Origin of the sequence: Vibrio sp. M250220 (genome assembly GCF_036533795.1) — a bacterium.
Lineage (GTDB): Bacteria > Pseudomonadota > Gammaproteobacteria > Enterobacterales > Vibrionaceae > Vibrio.
The window spans coordinates 1-22,047 of sequence record NZ_JATABI010000001.1; the positions used below are offsets into that span (position 1 = coordinate 1).

General features: G+C 44.3%; 15 protein-coding genes and 1 pseudogene. 7 read left to right on the top strand and 9 right to left on the bottom strand.

Annotation, left to right across the window (positions count from 1 at the left end):
• Positions 1-64 precede the first annotated feature (64 nt).
• The 3 genes from QTN94_RS00005 to QTN94_RS00015 all read left to right on the top strand — a co-directional run bounded on the left by QTN94_RS00005 (position 65) and on the right by QTN94_RS00015 (position 2,662).
• On the top strand, positions 65-502 hold the full coding sequence (locus QTN94_RS00005; protein WP_331426477.1) for a hypothetical protein: 438 nt from the start codon (positions 65-67) through the stop codon (positions 500-502).
• Between the two features lie 241 nt (positions 503-743).
• Entirely contained in the window at positions 744-1,238 is a 495-nt protein-coding gene (locus QTN94_RS00010; RefSeq protein WP_331426478.1) for a GNAT family N-acetyltransferase, read from the top strand.
• Entirely contained in the window at positions 1,235-2,662 is a 1,428-nt protein-coding gene (locus QTN94_RS00015) for an NUDIX domain-containing protein (protein WP_331426479.1), read from the top strand. The genes QTN94_RS00010 and QTN94_RS00015 overlap by 4 nt, the downstream gene beginning before the upstream one ends.
• A gap of 22 nt (positions 2,663-2,684) precedes the next feature.
• On the opposite strand, the gene QTN94_RS00020 is transcribed toward QTN94_RS00015, so the two are convergent.
• Positions 2,685-3,494, bottom strand: a complete 810-nt coding sequence (locus QTN94_RS00020) for a Cof-type HAD-IIB family hydrolase (protein WP_331426480.1) — start codon at positions 3,492-3,494, stop codon at positions 2,685-2,687.
• Between the two features lie 155 nt (positions 3,495-3,649).
• Between QTN94_RS00020 and queE the strand changes: the two genes are divergently transcribed.
• Complete coding sequence (gene queE, locus QTN94_RS00025) at positions 3,650-4,318, top strand: 7-carboxy-7-deazaguanine synthase QueE (protein WP_240800915.1); 669 nt, start codon at positions 3,650-3,652, stop codon at positions 4,316-4,318.
• Positions 4,319-4,329: 11 nt separating this feature from the next.
• The gene (gene queC, locus QTN94_RS00030; protein ID WP_331426481.1) at positions 4,330-5,013 is read left to right on the top strand and encodes a 7-cyano-7-deazaguanine synthase QueC; all 684 of its coding nucleotides are present in this window, start codon (positions 4,330-4,332) and stop codon (positions 5,011-5,013) included.
• A 35-nt stretch (positions 5,014-5,048) separates the two neighbouring features.
• Here queC and QTN94_RS00035 read toward each other — a convergent pair whose 3' ends face one another.
• The 3 genes from QTN94_RS00035 to QTN94_RS00045 form a co-directional block, all read right to left on the bottom strand.
• Positions 5,049-5,402 carry a DUF2750 domain-containing protein gene (locus QTN94_RS00035; protein WP_138972336.1) on the bottom strand — a complete coding sequence of 118 codons (354 nt, stop codon included), beginning with the start codon at positions 5,400-5,402 and terminating at the stop codon, positions 5,049-5,051.
• A 100-nt stretch (positions 5,403-5,502) separates the two neighbouring features.
• Positions 5,503-6,114, bottom strand: a complete 612-nt coding sequence (locus tag QTN94_RS00040; protein WP_331426482.1) for an OmpA family protein — start codon at positions 6,112-6,114, stop codon at positions 5,503-5,505.
• A 1-nt stretch (position 6,115) separates the two neighbouring features.
• Positions 6,116-7,420, bottom strand: coding sequence for a TolC family outer membrane protein (locus QTN94_RS00045; RefSeq protein ID WP_331418616.1), 1,305 nt, complete (start codon positions 7,418-7,420; stop codon positions 6,116-6,118).
• A 419-nt stretch (positions 7,421-7,839) separates the two neighbouring features.
• Between QTN94_RS00045 and QTN94_RS00050 the strand changes: the two genes are divergently transcribed.
• Positions 7,840-16,617 (top strand): Ig-like domain-containing protein, encoded by an 8,778-nt coding sequence (locus tag QTN94_RS00050; protein WP_331426483.1) that lies wholly within the window; start codon positions 7,840-7,842, stop codon positions 16,615-16,617.
• Between the two features lie 159 nt (positions 16,618-16,776).
• On the opposite strand, the pseudogene QTN94_RS00055 reads toward QTN94_RS00050, so the two are convergent.
• Both QTN94_RS00055 and QTN94_RS00060 read right to left on the bottom strand, forming a co-directional pair.
• Positions 16,777-17,916, bottom strand: a pseudogene (locus QTN94_RS00055) (class I SAM-dependent methyltransferase); the annotation flags it as partial.
• Positions 17,917-18,012: 96 nt separating this feature from the next.
• Entirely contained in the window at positions 18,013-19,416 is a 1,404-nt protein-coding gene (locus QTN94_RS00060) for a methyl-accepting chemotaxis protein (protein ID WP_331426484.1), read from the bottom strand.
• A gap of 246 nt (positions 19,417-19,662) precedes the next feature.
• Between QTN94_RS00060 and yccX the strand changes: the two genes are divergently transcribed.
• Positions 19,663-19,935 (top strand): acylphosphatase, encoded by a 273-nt coding sequence (yccX, locus tag QTN94_RS00065; RefSeq protein WP_138972341.1) that lies wholly within the window; start codon positions 19,663-19,665, stop codon positions 19,933-19,935.
• Between the two features lie 29 nt (positions 19,936-19,964).
• On the opposite strand, the gene QTN94_RS00070 is transcribed toward yccX, so the two are convergent.
• The 3 genes from QTN94_RS00070 to QTN94_RS00080 form a co-directional block, all read right to left on the bottom strand.
• A complete protein-coding gene (locus tag QTN94_RS00070; RefSeq protein WP_269376781.1) occupies positions 19,965-20,294 on the bottom strand; it encodes a TusE/DsrC/DsvC family sulfur relay protein in 330 nt (109 codons plus the stop codon).
• Between the two features lie 129 nt (positions 20,295-20,423).
• The gene (locus QTN94_RS00075; protein WP_138972343.1) at positions 20,424-21,086 is read right to left on the bottom strand and encodes a Bax inhibitor-1/YccA family protein; all 663 of its coding nucleotides are present in this window, start codon (positions 21,084-21,086) and stop codon (positions 20,424-20,426) included.
• Between the two features lie 194 nt (positions 21,087-21,280).
• Positions 21,281-22,030 (bottom strand): amino acid ABC transporter ATP-binding protein, encoded by a 750-nt coding sequence (locus QTN94_RS00080; RefSeq protein WP_138972344.1) that lies wholly within the window; start codon positions 22,028-22,030, stop codon positions 21,281-21,283.
• Positions 22,031-22,047 lie beyond the last annotated feature (17 nt).

Sequence of the window (22,047 nt, forward strand, 5' to 3'; positions counted from 1 at the left end):
AACTAACAGTGAGCCCCCTTTTAGGGGCCTTTCAAAGCCACCTGCTATGCAGGTGGATTTTTACATGAGCTTAAGTTTATTTAAGCCCATCGCCATGCCGGTACGCTTTCATAAAAAAAACCAAGAGGTTTACGTATGGCACAATAAAGTGCTCTATCGCATTCCGTGGCAAGAATGTGAAATATCTGTGATAGTCGCTAAAACCCATATGGGTTATGGCCGATTAAAAGATGGCTATTGGGAATACGTTCGCCGCTATATGGCTGATGAACAACCACTATGGTATGAAATCAGTAAAGAGCCTCGAATAGGGGGAGTTAACACGGATAAAGCAAGAGAACAAGGGTATAGCAACTTTGTCGCCTTAATTCGCTTTATCTTAGTTCTACCGATTGTATTTGTGTTTCGACCTGCTCTTTTTTCGCTCTGGTGCAACCCCCTGAGACATAAATGGCCGGAACAAGTCCATGAGTGGACAGGTAAGCGATGCAATTGGCATTAGACGTTTTTCACGACAGTTTATCCGCACTGCCGCTCAATCGAGCGGCAGTCGAGCTGTTGCTAACGGATGAGGGGGAATGACCCATCATGAGTGAGATTAGACAAGTCGGCCCCAACCACAGGATCGTTCAACTGATCATTTGCTTAACTGATAGGAGTTACCTCATACAAAGGGGCTTTTTTGTTGAAAAAATTTGACTAAACCGCCACACTGTCACTTTATATGCAACGCAAAAATATTTATGCACCCAGTGTCAATTCGTTCTGCAGGCGAAAACGATCTCGAACAGCTTAATGAACTGATGTATCAGCTTCATGATGAGCACCATCGTCAATGCCCTAACTACTTCAAAACAGCAGAAGAGATAGAGCAAGAAAAAAGCATTGCTCGCTATCTAGACGATCCTGAATGTCTTGTTTTTGTGGCATGTCAGGCTAACGCCATCATAGGCTTTATCACAGGGCATTTTTGTGAACTCATTTCTACAGTTAGTAAGCCGATCCAAATGGGGAGCATCGATGAGCTATTTATCTGCCCTGAATATCGTGGACAAGGTGTGGCGAATCAACTTTGCCAAAAAATAGAACAACGCTTTGTTGAGTACGGTGTACAGGAAGTTTGTGTTGAAGTGTGGCAATTTAATGCTTCAGCGGTCGAATTCTATCAGCAGTTCGGTTTTGAACATCATATTCATTGGTTACGTAAGTCAGTCGGGAAACACAAGCCAGCATCATGAGTTTTTATTCTAATATAGTTAGCACCTTTATATGTCTGATCTCAGCCTTCTTTTCTCTTTCCTCTGTGGCTGAGTCAGACTCATCAAATTTAAAGGGCGCGGTGTGCGTTATTCGCTCAGGCGAGAAAGTGGTGATGGTCAATGAAATTATTACCAGCAAGCTTTCACTGCCAGCAGGCACCATCGCCAGTGGTGAAGATCCAAAGCTGGCAGCGCAACGCGAAGCGTGGGAAGAGACTGGGCTGGTGGTTTCTGTAGGCAATGAATTAGGTCGGAGTGATAACGCTGCGTTTTATGATTGTGTTGCGGACTCAGATATTGTCGCTTTCCAATACAACAATCTTCTCGATGGAAACGAGTTACCCATTTGGTTTGCTCCACATTATGGTATTGAGATATCGTCTGCAATGTTAGTCGATCCACAACTGGTGCCTAAGGGAGACTATCGTTTTCCAGATCAACTTCAGTGGTTGATTGATGCTTTGCCAAATGCCACCGATCAGGGCGTACTTTACGTGGGCAATCTCGTCGAGGCGGCGCCATTTTTCAATCAGTTAGAACTCGGTTGGATGGTGCAATTGCAACATTCTTTGCTCAAGATGCCTGAGTATATTTATACGGTTTTAGACCTAATGTTGCTCGCGGGTAATTATCTTGCCAATCCGCTAATTCTATTGGGGTTATTTCCTCTACTTTATTGGCGATTTGGTAAGGAGTTTTGTTATCGAGCGTTCTTTGCCGTTACCGTAACATCACTACTTAGCCTTGTTGCTCAACAGGGGTTTGCACTTCCGCGGCCGCATGTGTATCTGCCTGCTGTAGAGTTGGCATCAAGTTATGGATTTGGCTTACCGAGTTTACCAATAGCCGTTTGGCTTTGTGTGGGTGTGTTGGTTCTTGATGCACTGAAAAAACTGTATCTTAATCGTTGGTCAATCATGCTTCTGATTGCCGTGAGTTGGCTCGCTATTGCCAAGTTTTACAGTGGTGCTGCTTTCATGATTGACAGTATTAGTGGCGCGTTATTAGGTGCTTTATGTGCATGGCATATCATTAGACTACAAAACCGAACCGAAGTGGATGCGATGGTATTACTCTCATCTAAGCTGGTTTGGGGTATGCTGGTTTTTACCGCGACACTACTCACCATCTTTTGGCCAATACCTGTATTTACTTATTGGTTAGCAATAATAGTGACGGTGTTCGGTTTGGTTTCAACCCAGCGTACAGAGCAGAAAAAGGCGAATGGCAAGGATACGGTGATTGCTATGTTTGCTATGGTCATAACCTATTTGTTGGTCAGTTATGCTGCGACCTTTGTGTCCTCAAGCGGCCTCTATTCGCTGATTGTCGAAACACTTAGATACCCGTTATTGCTGATTGTGTTCGCAATACTTATCAGAGCAAAAGCAAAGGCAGCGTAACGCTGCCTTTGTGCATTAGGGCTTATTTGTTCAAAATGAATTGCTCAATAGCTTTTGCAACTCCGTCGTCATTGTTGCTCGACGTAATATAGTTGGCGATGGCTTTGGTCTGTTCCATCGCGTTTTCCATCGCAACCCCAAGCCCAGCATATTCGAGCATGTGGTGATCATTTTCAGCATCACCCATGCAAATCACCTCGTCAGCCTTAATGCCTAGATAATCTGCAATGGTTTTGACACCAACGCCTTTATTACTGTCGAGACTCAGAAACTCTAGGAAAAAAGGCGCACTTTGAACAATGGTAAATTCCTCTCGCACCGATGGTGGGATCTGATCAACCAGTTTGGTCAGGGTTTCTGGCTCGGCAACAATCATGGCCTTGATGATAGCGTGGTTGTCATCAAGTTGTTCAAAGTCCATTTCGGTTACTGGAATTTGGTTAATAGTGGATTCAATTTGAGTGAATTCATTGTGCTTTGGGGTGATAAGCCCTAGCTCTGCACTAAAGGCATGACAGTAAGCACCTAGTTGTAGCGCCAGTGCTGCAACTTGTTTCGCGCGCTTACCATCAATGATGGCAGTGTGAATCAGTTTGTTGGTGCCCAGTTCTTTCACCATTGAGCCATTGAAGTAAACAACGAACTCATTGTCACCTTCAATGTTGAGCTCCGTTAGCTTCGCTTGCATGCCGTCCAGAGGACGACCAGAGGCAAGAACCACCTTTACACCACGTTGACGTGCTTCGGCAATCGCACGTTTTGTTCTCTCGCTAATGGTCTTTTCGCTGGTGAGCAAAGTGCCATCCATATCAAGAGCAATCAATTTATACATAACTTACCTTAAAATAGAGCGTAGACGACGCAAAAGAGCCCAGCATAATGGCTGAGATTCGAATGATCAATTTATGAATTAGTTGACCTTCAACTTGGAGTCCTTTAAGGTCTCGTTCCTGCAAACTTTTGATGATGATTTAGGCTGAGTTTAAGTTGTATAAGATTAACGAAATGTTTCAAACCATTCAGGGAGAAGGGGTCTTTACGGGCGTACCTTCGGTATTTGTCAGATTGCAAGAGTGTCCAGTGGGTTGTGCTTGGTGTGATACTAAGCAAACTTGGGATGCGACCCCGCAAGACGAATGCTCGCTTGAAGAAATCCTAACCAAGAAAGAGGACTCTCCGACTTGGTGTAGTGTATCAGCACAAGACATTGTTAATGAGTACAACAAGCAAGGCTACACCGCTCGACATATTGTGATTACTGGCGGTGAACCTTGTATTTACGATCTTCGTCCTCTAACGGCTGCGTTTGAAGCCATGGGTTGCCAATGTCAGATAGAAACCAGCGGAACTTATGACGTTGTAGCTAGCGAAAATACATGGGTGACAGTGTCACCGAAAGTGGCTATGAAAGGCAAACTGCCAGTGTTAGACAGTGCATTATTGCGAGCGAATGAGATTAAACACCCAGTAGCAACAGAGAAAGACATCGATCAGTTGGATGCTTTGCTAGAACGCGCTCAAGTGCCAAAGTCGACTACCATTGCTCTTCAGCCAATCAGTCAAAAACCACGTGCAACCGAGCTGTGTATTGATGTCTGTATCGCTAGAAATTGGCGTCTGTCGATCCAAACTCACAAATACCTCAGCATTGCTTAAAGGAAACAAACATGAACAAAGCCGTTGTAGTATTCAGTGGTGGTCAAGACTCAACCACATGTCTTGTCCAAGCGCTTAAACAGTTTGATGAAGTTCACGCGATTACTTTTGATTATGGTCAGCGTCATAAGTTAGAAATCGAAGTGGCACAAAACTTAGCAAAAGAGTTGGGTGTTAAGGCACATAAGGTGATGGATGTCAGCCTATTGAATGAACTGGCAATTAGTTCCCTCACTCGTGATGACATTGCGGTTTCTCATGAACTGCAAGAGAATGGCCTACCAAATTCGTTTGTACCTGGTCGCAATATCCTGTTTTTAACCCTAGCGGGTATCTATGCTTATCAGATTGGTGCGAAAACAGTGATTACTGGTGTATGTGAAACGGATTTTTCTGGCTACCCAGATTGTCGTAATGATTTCGTTAAAGCGATGAACAACGCATTAGCTCAGGGTATGGACTACCAACTAGAGATTGCGACCCCATTGATGTGGCTGAATAAGGCCGAGACTTGGGCATTGGCGGATCAATATGACGCTCTGCAACTTGTACGTGAGAAAACCCTGACTTGCTACAACGGGATTATTGGTGACGGATGCGGAGATTGCCCATCATGCGAACTGAGAAAAGTCGGTCTAAATGACTATTTGGACAACCGCGAAGCGGTGATGGCAGCCTTAGTGGCCAAGCAATAAGAACAAAAAAGCGTCCCGAGGGACGCTTTTGGTCATTAGTCTAGGTACATCTTCGCGAGATCTGATGGCTCCATCTCTTTACCTTCAAGTTGAGCATTCCAGTTAGTACCAACTAGAACACCATCTTCAGCAAGAGTTAGCAACCAATCTTCAACGAAAATATCCAGTGGGATTTCTAGCACTTCGAAGTCTGCCCACTCTTCAACATTGTGCGCTTGTGCATCTTCTTTATTTGACCAGAATGGCATTACTTCACTGTTTTCAAATTCAGTAGAGTCACAAGACAGCCAGCCTTCTTCATTTCGCATGCCCCAAACTAGCTTAGATTGCTTAGTTTCTGAAACGAATAGCTCAAGGTTTGCTTGAATATCAGAAGTTAATTTGCTCATTGGTTTTATCTCATACGTTTAATTGCTGCTAGGGTAACACTCATCACCCAAAAGCAAAATAAAAAAGGGAGCCGAAGCTCCCTTAATCAAAAACAAATGGTTATTTCTCAATCTTTGTGAAGATTGACCACTCTTCTTTAACATTACCTTTGTGGCCGACAACCGTTGCCACTACCTTGCGGTTTTTCGCATGACTGATTTCGTCTGTGCCTAATGCTTCAAGATCTGTGTCACCGAAACCTATAATGCGGACACGGTCTGGAGCAACACCGTTTTCAAGCAATGCCTTTTCTACTGCTTGTGCACGACGCTCAGATAGAGCCATGTTGTATTCCGCTTTACCTACTTTACTTGCATAGCCACGAAGTTCGATCGACGTTGACGGGTAAGATTCAAGGAAGGCAGACATCTCACGAATCTGAGCTAAGAAAGCGGGTTGAATCTGATCCGAATCGTTAGCAAACAGAATATGCAGATTTAGCTGTTCTTCTGTTTTGATGTAAGTACCACATCCATCGTTATCGATATCGGCTTTAGCCGGAGTTTGAGGACATAAATCGCGCGCATTAATCACACCATCCCCATCTTCGTCCAGCAAGTCTGCTAGCTGATTCGGAGTCGGAGTTGCGCGATACTCGTACGTGTCTTCGGCTTTGAGTGGCGCTGCAAAAATCGTTGCAGTGACAAGCGCTGAAAGTACTGTTTTTTTCATCTTAGTATTCTACCTTCTTATTCCACTCTTCAGGTGTATCCACACGTAGTGCCGCCATCAAGTTGCCCGTTGCATTCATAACACGGTACTTAGCGTACTGCTCGTCATACTTAGCATCTAGGTAACCTTTGCGAGCCTCGAACAACTCGTTCTCAGTGTTGAGCAAGTCAAGTAGGGTACGTTTGCCGAGCTTGTACTGCTTTTGGTACGCAATAACGGTGTCAGATGCCGAGTCTACGTGGTCAGCAAGAAACTCTTTTTGCTGAACGGTTAGATCAAGAGCACTCCATGATAGACGCAAACCTTCTTCAACAGTGCGGAATGTACGATCTCGGAAATCTTTCGCTTTATTCAACTGATATGCTGCGCTCTCTGAACGGTCTGCATCAGAGCCACCGTTGTATAGGTTATAGCGCATACGTAGCATTGCAGAGAATTCGTCGCTGCCACCCTCAATGCCGCCGGCATCATCGCGCCAAGTTTGGTTGGCTTCGATTGACAGTGTTGGGTAGTTAACGCCTTTAGTTTGGTCGTATTGGAATCGAGCAGAATCGACATCAGCTTGAGCTATCTTGATCACTGGATGTGAGTTAAATGCGGTGTCTAAAGCTTCATCCACCGTGAAAGGGATTGCGGTTTGATCGGCACGAGGGAAGATTAACCCTTGTGGTGCTTGACCAACGATACGCTTGAATTGAGTGTGGACATCAAACAGGTTGTTTTGCGCAGCGAGCAAGTTGCCGTGCGCTTTAGCTAAACGTGCTTCTACTTGTGATAAATCCGCTGTTGAACCTATTCCTGAATCAACACGCTTGCTGATGTCACGATAAATCTCTTTGTGTACAGCCAGATTACTTTCAGAAAGAGCTAACACTTCATATGCTTTTGTCGCGTCCAAGTAAATCTTAGTCACTTGAAGAGCGATATCTTGGGCGTCGGAAAGAAGTTGGAATCGAACAGACTCGGCGTCTGCAGCAGTTCTATCCATGTCGTTAAGAGTAGCAGAACCATCCCATAACAACTGTGTCAGCGTCAAAGTCGCTTCTTTACGGGTCAATTCATTTTCGGTTCCTGATGCCAAGTCAACCGCTTCATAACCAATACCTGCATCTAAATCCAATTTAGGCATGTAAGCGCCAGTTGATGCTTCTGAGTCATAAAACTTACTCATAAACTCATTGTATGATGCTTTAATTTCAGGATTAGTAGTAATAGTGTAGGCAACTGCTTGCTCTAATGTTTGACTATGTGCTGGAAAGCTAAGTGCAACCGCGCAACTTAGTACTTTCAACTTATTCCAATTCACTCTGACTCTCCTCGAAGTGCTCGTAATTGAGGATAATACTCAACTTTTTTGTCTCGTTTGTGAGATTTATCCATCGATAGCGCCAATAAAATAACACTCTTAGTAGCAGAAAACTAATGAAAAACGCATTTATTGTGTTGCTAAGTTGTTAATTATCGACAAGGATTAAAAAATTGAGTGCATATTGGTTAAAGAGGCATCATTTAGACTTTATGATGCTAAAAATGTGATCTTAATTCACGGTCTCAATGTTGAGAAATGCAACTTGTGTCGTGTTTGTTGAGGCTTTTATACAAAAAATGTGTTTAGCCGAATAGTTAAAGATGTTAATTTATAACCTGCATGAATTTTTAACATTGCCAAATTTTTGTCGGCAATGACATAAGCAAGAATTTAGTCAAGGATAAAGGGCTTAAAATATGGGTTTTGGTACTTACGTAGCAGTAGGCAATTTAGCAGCAAACCAAATCATCGTTATTGATGCAAACGGTAATGTTCGAGTTTTGGTAGAGGGAGAGCTTCCAAAACCCGGTGAGGTGATTGTTCAGGGCAATCCTAAGTTTGCTGAAGATCAACAACTACAAGTCAACCTAGTTGGCGACAACGGCGAGAACCAAGATATCTCAGCAGAAATTGCAGATATCTTTGCTGCGTTAGAAGAAGGCCAAGACCCGACTGAGTTAGGTGAAGACTTTGCAACGGCCGCTGGTGGTCAAAGTGGTTCGAGCCTAACTGCTTCCACAACTGTTGCGCGTGATGCTGCCGAGACGATTGCTTCGACTAATTTCGATACTTCAGGTTTTGAATCGTTAGGTCTTTCTCAGACACAAAGCCTTGCACTCCTAGAGCAATTCCGTCTATTCAATCCTATTTTCGTTGATCTAAACAATGACCCACTAGGTGATAGCCTTGCCGTTGTTACAGACGAAGATACACCTATCAGCGGAACACTGACAGCTACAGACCAAAATGCCCAAGATATCCTAACTTTCTCCCAGTCTTCTGCGCCTGCAAATGGTACGGCTATCGTAAACCCAGACGGCACTTGGACCTATACGCCGAATGAGAATTATAACGGCCCTGATAGCTTCACTGTCATTGTCAATGACGGCAATGGTGGTACAGATACGCTGGTAGTCAATATTGATGTTACTCCTGTGAATGATGCTCCAGTCTTTGTTGACTTGAACGATGTACCAGTTGGCGATTCAGAGTCTGTTGTGACTAAAGAGGACGATCCAATTTCGGGTAAGGTTCAGGCTACCGACGTTGATGGTGATGACTTAACCTACTTAGTATCAGAACAACCTAAAAACGGTCAAGTAACTGTTGATAGTGAGGGTAATTGGACTTATACACCAAACGAAGAATACAACGGTACCGATAGTTTTATTCTTACTGTGGATGATGGTAACGGTGGTACAGACACAATTAAGTTTGACGTGGACGTCTTACCTGTGGCTGAGATGACAGTGACCGCCGGCCAAACTGTAGTGGAAGATGATAGCGCATATATAGAATTCACTATTTCTTTAGATCAAGCAGTGACGGAAGATGTCGAGCTAAATCTGTCTCTGGGAGAGCTAAGTGATACAGCAACTAAAGGAAGTGACTATTTAGATAATCTATTTATCGCAATTGGACCAGGTCAGTTCCGAGCTTTAACCTCTGAAGACTTAATATTGAAGTCGGGTGAAACTCAGTTAAAAGTCTACGTTCAGGTTCAAGATGATCTGGAGACTGAAGATCTAGAATCAGTCACTTTAACTGCTCAGAGTAATAGCGAATTCTTGGAGTCGCCTTCTGCAAAGGATACTGGAACTATTGAAGACGATCTGGTCAAGCGCGAAGATGGCTCTAAAGTGGACGCAGATGCACCAGATCTTCTAGTGAGCGGCGGCGACAAAGCGGTTGAAGGCGAAGAAACGTGGTTGAACTACGAAGTCTCGCTGAGTGGCGACGCATTTGGTGATGTAGCGGCCAAGCTTGATATTACAGGTACAGCTTCAGATGCGGACTTGGGTCGCATTCAAATCAAACTTCCAAACGGTCAATGGCAGAATTACGATGAGACGGACGGTTTCCTAGTACCTGATTCAGGTGTGGTGAAGGTTCGAGTTGAAGTTCTGGACGACAATGAAACGGAAGGCCGTGAAACGGTTATCGTGACCGCAACCACGGACAGTAACCACGTTAACGACCAGTCAGCCAGCGCGACGGGTATCATCAAAGACGATCTGGTCAAGCGCGAAGATGGCACTAAAGTGGATGCAGATGCACCAGATCTTGTGGTGACAGGCGCTGCGAATGTCACGGAATCAGACGACGCGTACCTAGAGTACGATGTATCACTGAGTGGTCCAGCTGCGGGCGCAGTGAATGTATCACTGTCCTTGAGTGGTGATGCGACGTCTGGTGAGGACTACAACCCACAGATTCAGTACTTCGATGGTCAGGACTGGGTTAATTACACAGGCACGCTTGTGATCCCTGAAAGTGGTAATGCAGTTCGTGTCCGCGTTGCTGTGATTGATGATCTGGAAACCGAGTCAACGGAAGGCGTCAAGCTAACAGCGACGACAACGGACAACAACGTAGCCGATCAAGAAGCATCGGATACGGTTTATATCTTTGATGACCGAGGCACTGGTAACCCTGACGTCGATGAAGACACCAAGGCAAGTTTTCAAATTGAAGGCGGTGATACTGTCGAAGAAGGAGACGATGCGTATTTGAGCTTTAATGTCTCCATTAGTAACGGAGTTGCTGAAGACGTAAGTTTCGCACTATCGGCCGCTATAGATGGTGTCTCGACTACACAGGATGCACAAGCAGGCATAGATTATGTAGATTATGAGTTCTATGTTTCTGATGGTAACGGCGGATTTGTTAAAGCTGAGGCTAGTGATCTTGTAATTCTTGCTGGTGAAACTTCTACTCAAGTCTTTGTAAAAGTAATTAATGACGGTGATTATGAAGGTGATGAGGTCGTAGGCCTAACAGCTGAAACAACGAGTGACCTTGTCACTGGGAATAAAGTAGATACAGCAACAGGAATTATTACTGATTCTACTGACAACCCACCTACAGCCGAACACTTTACTGCTCCGGTAAATTCTACCGGTAAAACGCAAGTTGTCTTTGAAACAGCAGATACGCCTATCAATACTGATCCATCTGATACTTCAACAGACCATATATCTGATGCTGAAGATGATGATGCAGGCGTTGACCCGAAAGTAGTTATTGTTGAACTACCAGACCATGGCCAGTTGTTCTACAAAGAGGGCGATGAGTTCTTCTCTGTAGAGGAAGAGCACTTACTCGGTGGCTCAAACGAGAAACACTTTGACGCAAACTCTATTCACTACGAACCAGATGCAGATTCTGAAGGCTTTATTCTTGGCGTTAAAGATGCTGAGCTTTCTGAAGCAGGAGCTTCAAACGAAGAGTTCCTTAACTGGGGTGACGCTACATCAGATAGCAATGTTAGAACCCTAGACTTGGGTAATGGTCACGTTGTGACTATTACTTCAAACGGTGATCTATTCCAGCATATGGGTGATCCAAGCGCGAATCACGTCGGTTACGGCATTGGCGTCAACAATGATAAAGGCATTGATAAAAATGATTCCATCTCGATTGACTTTGGTTCTCGCCCTGCGACTAGCGTCACTCTCGGTTTAGATGGTGTTGGTGGTTGGTTCCATGAAGGACTTGACACAAACGACGAAACCTCAGTCAGAATTGTAGTTCACTACGAAGGTGGACCAGCAGAAGGGGTTGAGTATACATTCCAGAAATCGACATCTGGCGACAGCAACCTATTCCACGAGATTACTATCCCAGCTAACGGTGAGTTAACTAGTGGTACTTTGGTAGGTGCCTCGCTTCCTGACGGCGCAATTATTACAAGTGTTGAGCTAGGAACTAATGGTAATGGTAACTGGGAGTTACGCTACCTAGAGACTGAAGCGACAGATAGCTTTGATTACCGTGCTGTTGATAGTGACGGCAATATGAGTGAAACCAAGACAGTTACTGTCGATGAAAGTAACGGTAGCTTGGAAGCAAATAATGATCCTCAAGGCTTTGAAGTTAAACTTGGCGAATACAGCGATGACAATAGCTCACCTTGGACAGACGAGGGTGTAGCGTTAAGTGCCAGCTTTAATGGTCAAGATAAAGCCTTCGCTCACGACGGCATTAAGATTGGCGTTGCGGGTCAAGTAGGTGGCCTTGGTGCTCAGATAGAGTACGACCGTGACGAACAAATCTCTGAGAAGTTTGAAATCAACTTAGACAAGCCAGCGACTCAATTTACCTTCTCTGTTTCTAATTTGTTTGAGAATGAAGGTAATGACGGTGGCTTTACAGACAACCATGAGCAAGGTCGTTGGGTTGCTTACCTTGACGGGATTGCTGTAGCCAGCGATACATTCGTTGCTGAGGGTAATGGTAAGGGTACTTATGAAATCGTTCCAAAAGGACCTGATGGCACTCCGATCGCATTTGATAGTGTTGTATTCGAAGCAACGGAATACTCTAACAGACCTACGCATGACAATGACGCATCAGATTATTTCCTAACGGGATTTAAAGCGTCTAGCGAAGGCGCATATGCTGTGAATCAAGGCGGTATCCTTACGATTCCAGCATCGCAACTTGCTGGCATAAATGGCTCTGAACTGCTTGATAACGACTTTGACTCTGACGGCGATAGTCTACGTATCACTTACGTATATGGTGAGACTGAAGGTAATGCTTACATCAAAGATGGTGTGGTGTACTTCGATCTAACTGGCGATGACTTTGTTGGCGAAACAACATTCAAATACCAGATTACTGATGACAATGGTGAAGTCGCAAGTGCTACAGTCAATGTTATCGTTAACCCTCAGCCGACTGCTTCGAATGTTGCGTCTGTCGACTTACTAGCAGATTCAGTATTGGAAGGCGATGAGCTCGGTTTCAAAGTAACGTTAGATTCGAGTGCGCTTGTCGAAACTAAGCTAGATGTTACGTTCGGCAAGGATAGCGATGATGCTAAAGATTCTGGTAATGAGAAGGATCTCGACCTAAGCAAGGTTCGCTTTACAAACGGTGTTACCTATGATGAGCAAAGCGGTAAGCTGATTGTTCCAGTAGGCGTGATAGATTTCGCAGTTCTTATTCCAACTCTTGTTGATGGTGTTCATGAGCTTGATGAAAACTACAGCTTAAACGTTGGTGGAGTATCTGATACTGGTATTATTGAAAATGTTGATTCAACGACTCTAACTGTTGAAAGTGTTGCAGATGTAGCTGAAGGATCTAAAGCGGTATTCTCGGTAAGTCTGTCTAATCCATCTTCAGAAAATATCGATGTATCGCTCGCCATTTCGCTTGATGGTGATGCTACATCTGCAGAACAAGCTGACTTTAAAGATATCAGCGAATTGTTTACTGCCTACTATCTAGAACCTCAGCTGTCTGGTGAACCACTACGTGTTGAACTTGAAATAGTCATCAAGGATGGAAAACCTACTGTTACTATCCCTAACGGTGAGACAGAGATCTTCGTTGAAGTAGCAACAAAAGACGACTCTGTATTTGAAGGCGCGGAAGACTTTACTCTGGTTGTCACTGATGAGTCAGGTTATGTATCGAATGATTCTGCTTCAGATGAAGCGACTATCCTAGATGATGGTACAGACCCAGATGGTCCTCAAGGTCCACAAGTTGGTAATGATGATCGCCCTGTCGTAGAGAGTATCTCTAATCCTCAAGTCGATGAAGAAGCGCAAAGCCCTCAAGCAGTATTCGACGTAGAGTTATCAAGTGAAAGTACTTCGACAACAAAAGTCGAGCTGACACTGCGTGAAGGAACAGCGGGTAAACCGGAAGACTTTGATGCGACACAAGTGATCATAAAAGTTTCTGGTCAGCCAGACCAAATAATTGGCGTGGACAGTAATGGCAAGTTTGTTATTGAGGCGCTACCTGCAAATACAAAGGCATTCCAGGTTGTTGTAGCGGTTAAACCTGATGATATCAGTGATGATGGTGAGCAGTTCCGACTGGACGCAAAAACAGAGTATCAAGTAGGTGGTGTAGTTACAGGTACAGCGACAATACTGGACAACGAGAAACCAACAATCGATTTAGATGGCAGCGATTACAGATTTGAGTTCGTTAGTCAGAGCGCAAGCTACAAGAACGTCTTTGGTTACTACGTAGTTGATGGAACAACCGGTAATAAAGAGCTACATGTATTGGTATCAAACTCGCACGAACCGCAAGATGGATCAGTACTTCCGGGAACAGTTAGCTCAATTGGAAATATTGAGTATTTCTTGATTCCTAATGGTGCAGACTTAGTCAAGGGTAAAGAGCTTTACATCACAGACAAAGGTAAGTTAGTGATCGATGGAAAAGAAAACGATCTGCCTATCTTCACATCTAACGATTCCCTTGGTCAGTTGCGTGTTAACAGCGATGGTAACGGTAATCTATTACTAGAGATCGACGATCAACATACGGGTAATGATGACAACGACTTTAATGACTTAGTGATTAAAGTGGTGAAACAGGACTCAACCAATGACTACCAAACCACCTTTACAGAAGGTGGAGCAACGGTCGGCATTGTAGATGAAGATGTTGATATCATCGACGATAAGAACACCATTGTGTCGATGACGATCGAGTTGTCACAACAACATATTAATGATGAGCTGTTACTTACTGGCTCCTTTGCGGGCTTCACGGTTAATAACCGTGGTACTACTATCACCGTAACTTCTGATAGTGGGGCTACGCCAGCCGAGTTTGAAGCGATTCTAAAACAGGTTCAGTTTAACAACACGAGTAGCGAACCAGGTACCGTTGACCGTACCGTTACTATTACAGTGTCTGATGGTGTTAACACCAGTGACCCTGCTTACACTACCGTTAAGGTTATCCCAGTTGATGATATTCAAACACCAGATGCAGAGAGCAAATCGGTTTATGGTTTTGAAGACACCGTATTAACCTTGTCACTCAATGATTTTGGTATCGAACATGGCAGCGATGTTCTCATCGTGACTAAACCAGTGTTGGGCGATCTGGTAATTAATATTGGAACCGCCGAGCTGCCAAACTGGCAGGTACTGGATGCAAACGAAATTATGTCAGAACAACTTACTTCTGGTGTGATTGGCTTTAAACCAGATGCAAACCAAGCTGGACACGATGATTTTGCTGACAACGGTGTTGGTAACAAGCTAAGCGATTACGCAGAAATCGTCTTTAAGGCTAAAGATGGCGATATCACTTCAGGAGAACACACTTTGACAGTCGATATTGCTGCAGTTTCCGATGCCCCGATTGTCGACATTAGTGTGCATCAAACAGTAACAATACCAGTCAAACCTGAAATTGATACTACAACAATCAAAACTAAATCTGATTCTGAACTTGAAGCTATATTTAATGGTAAAGTCTACTCAGATAAACATTCAGTAAGTCAGGACGATGTCGAAGGCCGTGTCAATGCGATTTTCATAGCTCAAACTGATGCTGATGTACATACGTACACAGGTTCTTATAAAGGCGAAGATGTGTTCATTGGTGGTGGGCAAAACGAGACTTTCCACGGAATGGTTGGAGAGGCTGTCGACCATGAAGCCTTTGGCATAGATGACCCGAATCATGACTACTTTACGAACGAAAAAGGTGAGGTAGTTCAAGCAGTAGATACTGTCATTTACCAAGGTAGTTATTACGATGAGAACGGTGTACCTCGTTTTGAAATAACGTGGAATGATAAAAAAGGTGGTGGCTATTTCCAAGTTGTAGACTTAAGCGAAACGGAAACTAAAGGTAAAGTCGGAGACCATCTTTACTATATTGAACGTGTCGTATTTGCCGACGCGATTATTGAATTAAACAATGAGACTGGCGATAATAATGTTCTCACTGAAAGTCTAGTTCCATTAACTATCGACGTGTTCATTCAAGATAAAGATGGTAGTGAACAATTAACGAGTAAGGGTGTTGAGCTTTCAGGGGTTCCTGTTGGCGTTGATCTGTTCATTGGTAATGTACTTCAAACACCGTCTAGCGTTGTTAACGGTATTAAGACCTATACACTAAACATCGCTATTAGCGAACTAACTCATTCTGGTTCTATTTCAGACGCGAAGCTTCATATTCCCGCTAACTACGATGGAACCCTAGACTTCGAAGTAACCGCGACAGCAGTCTCAACAGAGACAAGTAATGGCAGTCAATCAATCGGGCAGGATAGCGAAACTATCTTCTTGTCTGGTGATAGAAACACTAATGCAGACGAAGTAGATACAGTTACGGTTAAACCTCACGAACAAGGTACAGAGAGTGAAACATTAGATTGGGTTGTAACAAAAGGTAAAACCCCAGATTACACTAGTGGAAATAATAACTCCGATCGCATAGATGTTGGTGGCTCAGGCGACCTAGTTGAATCAGGAATAGGTGATGATGTTATATTCTTGGGCGATAGTGCGGGAACATCACCAAACAAGAATGACAAATCCGAAGAAAATTTAGAGAACTTCGTTATTGGTGCCGACAGCCAGATCTATGACTCAAATAACGCTGAGAAACTGCACGTACCACATAGCAAATCTGATGATATTGACTACGCTCATGCGGGTAAGGGCAAGGACATTGTCTATGGTGAAGAAGGAATTGATGCAATTTACGGCGGTGAAGGTGATGATTCGCTATTTGGTGGTGAAGGTAACGATGGTCTTCGTGGTGGACAAGGCGATGACTTACTCTCTGGTGGCCAAGGGGATGATGTTTTAATCGGAGGTATCGGTGGCGATATCCTGATAGGTGGCGAAGGCGAAGACATCTTCAAATTCGTTGACCAAGGCTCAGGTGTCCGCAATGGCGAAGTCGATACCATCAAAGACTTTACCAAAGGTGAAGACAAGATTGATATCTCTGAGTTACTTAATACTGATGCGGATGATTCAATCGCTAGTCTATTGGGCAGCAATGCAATCGGCTTGTCTATTGATGGTGATAACTTGGAATTAACGATCTCTGACAACGGGGCTAACCAAAAAGTTGTTATAGAGGGAGCGACATCACAATATAGTGACTATATTTCAGGCAGTTCTATTACCGACACTAGCGCAATCCTAAACGACCTACTGAAGGTATACGACACAACTAACCACTAAACCAAAAAGGGCCGCAAGGCCCTTTTTTAATCCTAGTTACTTAGGCTGTGTATTCTTCAGCACCAGTAAAAAGAAAGGGTTGACACCAAGTGCCAACCCTTCAAAATTTTCTCGCAACTCGCAACTCGCAACTCGCAACTCGCAACTCGCAACTCGCAACTCGCTTGGGTGGTCAGCCGCTTGTTCAAAGCGTTCGACAAACTTGACTTGGCGACCCGAATCGACAGCAGCGTCGGCAATCACTTTCTGGAATAGCTCACCACTCATTAAGCCTGAGCAAGAGTAGGTCAGTAGTGTGCCACCAGGTTTAAGGATCTGCATTGCCAGCATATTGATATCTTTATAGCCGTTAGCACCTGAAGTTAGATTGTTTTTGCTGGACACAAACTTAGGCGGGTCCATGATTACAACATCAAATTTGGTGCCTTGATCGCGATATTCGCGCAACAACTTAAATACGTCGGCATTGAGGAATACCGCGCGTTTTTTAGAGATATCAAACTCGTTGAGTTCAGCGTTGTACTTAGCAGTATCTAGCGCAGGCTGAGAGACATCCGCGTTGATCACACGTTTGGCACCGCCTTTAAGAGCGTACAAGCCAAAGCCACCAGTGTACGAGAAACAGTTAAGCACTTCTTTGTCTTTAACGTATTTCATCGCTTGCTGGCGACTGTCGCGTTGATCGAGGTAGAAGCCGGTTTTGTGGCCTTCGATAATATCCACGCTGATCTTTACACCGTTTTCTTCAATGACTACTGAGCGTGGTGGCTGTTCACCGTGCAATACACCCGTTGTCTCCTCAAGACCTTCTTTCTTACGTACTGCCACGTCTGAGCGCTCGTAGATGTTGCAATCAGGGAACACTTTTAATAGCGCATCGACAAGGGTTTGCTTGTGGTACTCTGCACCAGCGCTCAGCAGTTGGCATACCAAGTAGTTCTGAAACTTATCGATTGTGATACCAGGTAGGCCATCAGATTCAGCCGCAATCAAACGGTATCCAGTTAAACCGTCACGCTCGATGATGTCTTCACGTAACAGTTGCGCGTCTTGAATGCGTTTAACAAAGAAATCGGTGTTGATGTCTTGTTTGTCAAAACTCCAGACTCGTGCACGAATCTGAGAGTTTGGTGAGTAGGCCGCTTTCGCCAGCCACTTTCCATCGTGTGTGAATACATCAACCGTTTCACCTAATGTCGGTTCACCCTCAACACGGTGGATACCACGAGAGAATACCCATGGGTGTTTACGGCGGAGTGATTTATCACGGCCTTTGACTAGATAGATAGCTGGAGTCATTGGATTACTCAATTGTTTGTTTTTCAAGGTGGGGTATTTTCAAGGAACTACTAGGGAAAAGCAAATAAAAGAGCCGCTTAAAAGCGGCTCAATCGATTAGGCTTTAAGGCCTGTCAGCAGTGACTCCATCTGGTCACTCTGACTTCGGAGCTGGGCGATGTTAGCGTTGGTTGTGTTAATCATGTCGTGAACATTGTCGGCCTGAACACGGATCTCCTCAACGCTAGCGGCAATATTGTCCGCCACCACGCCTTGCTCTTCAGCGGCCGTCGCGATTTGTACACTACTGTCTGAGATGGATTGGTTCTTCTCAGCCAATGCGCCAATCTCAACATCGACTTCAGACATCAACTGCTGACCTTCTGAAGCATTAACGACGGTAGTCTCCATTAAACGAGTTAAAGATTGGCTATTGCGCTGTAGCGCTTCAATCATGCTCTGGATCTCAACGGTTGCTTGCTGAGTTCGTCCTGCTAATGCTCGCACTTCATCTGCAACGACGGCAAAGCCTCGACCTTGTTCACCGGCACGGGCTGCTTCAATCGCCGCGTTAAGCGCGAGAAGGTTAGTTTGCTCTGAAATAGCGTTAATGGTTGTCACCACTTCATCGATTTGCGCAGCATTGGCATCAAGTTCAGCAACGGCTTCAGAGGCAGACTGAATCTCCTTCGACAGCTGTGAAATCGAAGCAAGGGTGTGGACGACTTTGGCCTGTCCTTGAGTTGCAACGCTACGAGCATCTTCAGTTTGTGTGCTTGAGTCATGTGCTAGAGTGGCCACTTCGCGAATTGTTGATGCCATCTGCTCTGTCGCACTGGCCAGTGAGTTCAGGTGCTCTTGCTGAGTACCAGAGACTTCTGCGCTTTGCTGGTTAGACAGATTAAGGTCAGAACTGATCTGTTGCATCAGAGCGATGGACTCCTGAATAGAAATCACCATATTTTGTTCACGCTCAGCCACTTTATCAATGGTAATCGCAATTTCACTGAACTCGTCGCGTACTTTAAAGAAGTTCATACGGCTGGTCAGATCGCCGTTTGCTAATGTGGCCAATGCTTTATTCATGGTAAACATCGCGCCACCAATAAAAGTCATGATGTAGTAAACACCTAAAGCAATAAGTGACAGGGTGACTAAAACAATCACCATTTGAGTTGTCGACATTGCGGACCATAAATTCTGCTCATGGGAAGCGACGAGGCTGAATGCACCGTTATTTACTGAAACTGAGCCTAAACCACTGCCGATAGAGATGGTGTCTGAACTCGCCACAATACTTGCTACCTGTGCTTGCGTCAGGTTGCCCGCTTCGATCAAGTTACGCATCAAGTGGAGCTCATCCTGATAAAGATGAGCAAGCATGGTGTTTGCTGCACTGTTAAGTACCAGCGTTAGAATGATCACAGCCAGTAGGGGTAGAGCAAACAGTAAGTAGAATTTTTCCTGAATTTTGAGATGAATGAGATATTTGTCAATCCAGCGAAACGGTATTTCTTTCATTGCGAACATCCTATTATTGAGAATATGCAAACATTAATACATTTTATATTGAAATATACACAGATAACGTACGGCAGCATAGATAACTGTGATAAATATGCGCGCTTTCAACAGCAGCGATTAACTTGTCATCAAACCTTGGTGTGAAAATATCCAACACGGTATGATTGCGAATATATCGACCACAGATTCGTATCGGAATGAATTGATTAATTGCTTAAAGTCTAACGGTGGGAGGCGTAAATCATGCAGGAGTGCAGTGCGAAGTTTATCGTTTCAGGAATAGTGCAAGGTGTAGGGTTTCGTTACCACACTTCGTATCAGGGGAAAAAGTTAGGCCTAGTTGGCTACGCTAAGAACCTCAACAATGGTGACGTAGAAGTCGTGGTTTGTGGGGCGCAAGAGAAAATTGATGAGATGGCTGACTGGCTGACTCAAGGGCCTAAAACATCAAGTGTTGACCATGTTCAAAGACAGAGCGTTTCCTACAAGCCATACAAAGGATTTCAGATCCTGTAGCGTGGCAACAGGATCTCAATCGCATCTTTTTATAAGCACTTGGCAGGCTTAGGCAGACCCGCTAATTTGGTAGCCTGTTTAGCTGGCCCTTGTTTAAATAGCTTAAACAGATATTTGCTGTTGCCTTTCTCCGGACCGTGGGCTTTTTCCATTGCCTTAACCAGCATTCGAACGGCTGGAGATGTGTTGAATTCTTCATAAAAATCACGCACGAAATGAACCACTTCAAGATGGGCTTCAGTTAGCTCAATGCCTTCTTGTTGAGCCAATATCTCTATCATGCCTTCTTCCCACTGAGTATGGTCTAGTAGGTAGCCTTGAGCGTCAGTTTCGATTTGTTTGCCGTTATACTCAAACATCTTAACGATCCTAAATAGTTTGATATTCAATAGGGTAGCGCAGCATACCGCGATTGGACAATATGGCAAGAAAGAAAAAGCCCGAAAGATTATCTTTCGGGCTTTTTGGTGTTTGATTAAACGTTAATCTTAATCGTCATTCATAATGCCAAGGATGCTTAGCAGGCTGATGAAGATGTTGTAGATTGAAACGTAAAGCGTAATCGTCGCTGAAATGTAGTTTGTCTCACCGCCACGGATGATGCCTTGAGTCGTCATCAGGATCGCCATGGTAGAGAACACGATGAACAGGCTGCTTAGTGCCAGATGTAGAATCGTTGACTGGATAAAGAAGCTCGCAATCATACCTACAACCAGTACGACAAACAATGACATCATCAAACCGCCCATCATAGACAGGTCACGGCGTGTCGTTAGAGCATAAGCAGATGCAGCCATGAAGGACAGAGCAGTACCGCCAAGTGCCGTTAGGATCACATCGCCCATTCCTGCGCCAATGTATGCGTTAAGGATTGGACCAAGCGTGTAGCCTAGGAAACCAGTAAACAGGAAGGTAAATACCAAACCCATGCTATTATTACGGTTCTTTTCGGTTAGGAATAGCAGACCGTAGAAGCCAACAAGTGTGATGATGATGCCTGGACGAGGAAGATTCATCGCCATAGAAACACCAGCAACCACTGCAGACCAAAGCAGAGTCATAGAGAGTAGAGCGTAAGTATTACGCAATACTTTGTTTGTTTGCAGAGCACTTTCTTGCGTTGAAGTGCGGGTAAACATAGGACTGTTCATAATCTTCCTCGTAAGGTTTTATGTTTATATCTACATTTATGAGGTTTAATGACCAAAAGATCAAGCCCCAAGTCAGTTAGTAGTAGATAAAATAATAATAGAAATAAAAACTTATGTATTTTGAAAGATGTAACACAATATAACAACTGCAAAGGGCGACCGAAGTCGCCCCTGTGTTATGCCATCTTTAGAAATTAGTGGTGCAGGATCTGAGCAAGGAAATTTTGCGTTCGATCTGACTGTGGGTTTTCGAAGAACTCAATTGGGTTGTTCTCTTCAATAATCTCACCCGCATCCATAAAGATAACACGGTCAGCCACTTCTTTAGCAAAGCCCATTTCGTGTGTTACACACAACATGGTCATGCCTTCTCCGGCTAACTCAACCATAACGTCAAGTACTTCACGAACCATCTCTGGGTCAAGTGCCGACGTTGGTTCATCAAACAGCATCACTTGCGGGCTCATACAAAGTGAGCGAGCAATGGCAACACGCTGCTGCTGACCACCAGATAGCTGGCCTGGATATTTATCGGCTTGATCTGGAATCTTAACGCGTTCTAGATATTTCATCGCAATCGCTTCAGCTTCCTCCTTAGGCATTTTTTTCACCCAAATTGGAGCCAGCGTACAGTTTTCTAAAACAGTTAGGTGAGGGAACAGGTTGAAGTGTTGGAAACACATACCAACTTCGCGACGAACGGCCTCAATGTTTTTCAGATCTTCAGTCAGCTCATTGCCAGAAACGATAATCTGTCCCTTTTGGTGTTCTTCCAAACGGTTAATACAGCGAATCATGGTGGATTTGCCAGAACCAGAAGGGCCACAAATAACGATTTTTTCGCCTTTCTTAACGTTTAGGTTGATGTTTTTCAGTACGTGGAATTCGCCGTACCACTTGTTCATATCCTTTATTTGGATCATGTAATCTTGTTGTTGCGTCATAATACGTCCTTGAGCTC